Below are 2,132 nucleotides of genomic sequence, written 5' to 3'. Positions count from 1 at the left end.
CGCAGGGTCTCCGCCTGCGCCTTGCCGCGGCCCTCGGCGACAGCCTCGGACAGGTTGGCGAACACCGCGGTCAGCCATAGCCAGACGGTGATCACCCAGGCGAAGATCGACGGGTTCTTGATCGCCGACAGGGTGGTCAGAACCGCCCCGACCCACACGACGAACATGACCGGGTTCTTCACCATCACCCGCGGGTCGAGCTTGCGGCACGCCTCGGGGAGGGAGGTGATCAGCTGCCTCGGGTCGATCGTGCCGCCGGAGACCCGGTGCTGCTGCGGTTCGGGCGGCGTGCCCCCCGGCGTCGCCGGGGTTTCGGTGGTGGTCAGGGACATCAGTGCAGACCTTCCGCGAGCGGCCCCAGCGCGAGCGCGGGGAAATAAGTGAGGCCGACGACGATGAGAATCACGCCGGCCAGCAGACCGACGAACTGCGGCCGATGGGTGGGCAACGTGCCAGTCGTCACCGGCACCGGCTGCTGACTCGCCAGCGAGCCGGCCAGGGCCAGCACGAACACCATCGGCAGGAACCGGCCGAAGAGCATCGCCAGGCCCAGCGCGGTGTTGTACCAGTCGGTATTGACACTGATGCCGGCGAAGGCCGAGCCGTTGTTGTTGCCGGCCGAGGTGAAGGCGTACAGCACCTCGGAGAAGCCGTGTGGCCCGCTGTTGAGCATGGAGGCCCGTTCACCGGGCAGCGCCATCGCCAGACCCGCGCCGACCAGCACGATCGCCGGGGTGGTCAGGATGTAGAGGGAGGCGAACTTCATCTCCCGGCCGCCGAGCTTCTTGCCCAGGTACTCCGGGGTCCGGCCGACCATCAGCCCGGCGACGAAGACCGCGATGATCGCCAGCACCAGGATCCCGTACAGGCCCGAGCCGGTACCGCCGGGCGCGATCTCCCCCAGCATCATGTTGAAGATCGTCATACCGCCGCCACCCGGCGAGTACGAATCGTGGAAGGAGTTGACCGCGCCGGTCGAGGTGAGGGTGGTGGAGGCCGCGAACAACGTCGAAGCCCAGATTCCGAACCGCTGTTCCTTGCCCTCCATCATGCCGCCCGCCAGGTGTCCTGCCTGGCTGCTGACGCTGTGCAGCTCGTTCGCGGTGATGATGGCGACGGAGGAAGCCCAGATCAGGGCCATCACGGCGACGATCGCGTAGCCCTGGCGGTTGTCGCCGACCATCTTGCCGAAGGTGCGCGGCAGCGAGAACCCGATCACCAGCAGCAGATAGATCTCCAGCCAGTTGGTGAAGGCGTTGGGGTTCTCAAACGGGTGCGCGGAGTTGGCGTTGTAGAAACCGCCGCCATTGGTGCCGAGCTCCTTGATGGCCTCCTGCGAGGCGACCGGGCCCCCGGTCAGGCTCTGGTGGTCACCGGCGATGGTGGAGATCGACTCGACGCCGTGGAAATTCTGGATCATCCCGCTCGCGACGAACACGATCGCGATGAGGACCGACAGCGGCAGCAGCAGCCTCAGCACGACCCGGGTCAGGTCCACCCAGAAGTTGCCGACCCGGTCGGTCCTCTTCCGCGTGAAGCCCCGGATCAGGGCCGCCACGACGGCGATGCCGACGGCGGCCGAGACGAAGTTCTGCACCGCCAGGCCCGCCATCTGCACCAGATGGCCCATCGCGGACTCGCCCGAGTACGCCTGCCAGTTGGTGTTGGTCACAAAGGACGCCGCCGTGTTGAACGACAGGGCCGGCGCCACCGCCTTCATGCCGATGGACAGCAGCAGATGGCTCTGCAGCCGCAGGAACCCGTACAGGAACAGCACGGACACCGCGGAAAAGGCCAGCACGCTGCGCAGGTACGCCGACCACTTCTGGTCGGCATCGCCGTCCACGCCGCCGAGGCGGTAGACGATGGCCTCGGCCCGCAGGTGCTTGGGCGTGGTGAGGATGTGGGCCATGTAGTCGCCCAGCGGCCGGAAGGACAGGGCCAGCGCTCCCACCAGCGCGAGGATCTGCAGCCAGCCCGCGAGAGTGTCGTTCACTAGAACTTCTCCGGGTAGATCAGGGCCAGCACCAGGTACCCGAGCAGGCAGACGGCAACGACGAGTCCGACGACGTTCTCGATGCTCACAGCCGCTCGACCCCCTTGGCGATCAGACCGATGAGCGCGAACGCGAC

The 2,132-nt window shown here is 67.2% G+C and carries 2 protein-coding genes and 1 pseudogene; all 3 read right to left on the bottom strand.

Translation table 11 applies throughout. From position 1 onward, the window contains the following. Positions 1-332: pseudogene (locus FCI23_RS55355) on the bottom strand (potassium-transporting ATPase subunit B); the annotation flags it as partial. Beyond that, positions 332-1,996 carry a potassium-transporting ATPase subunit KdpA gene (gene kdpA, locus FCI23_RS55350; RefSeq protein WP_136731714.1) on the bottom strand — a complete coding sequence of 555 codons (1,665 nt, stop codon included), beginning with the start codon at positions 1,994-1,996 and terminating at the stop codon, positions 332-334. The pseudogene FCI23_RS55355 and the gene kdpA, both read right to left, overlap by 1 nt. Further along, positions 1,996-2,085: a K(+)-transporting ATPase subunit F gene (gene kdpF, locus FCI23_RS55345; RefSeq protein WP_136731713.1), complete on the bottom strand. Its 90-nt coding sequence runs from the start codon at positions 2,083-2,085 to the stop codon at positions 1,996-1,998. Before kdpF ends, kdpA begins: the two co-directional genes overlap by 1 nt. Positions 2,086-2,132: the final 47 nt, after the last annotated feature.

The sequence above is a fragment of the Actinacidiphila oryziradicis genome, assembly GCF_005047355.1.
Taxonomy (GTDB): Bacteria; Actinomycetota; Actinomycetes; order Streptomycetales; family Streptomycetaceae; genus Actinacidiphila; species Actinacidiphila oryziradicis.
Note: the sequence above shows the minus strand (reverse complement) of the source record. Positions and strands in the feature narration are given on the sequence as shown.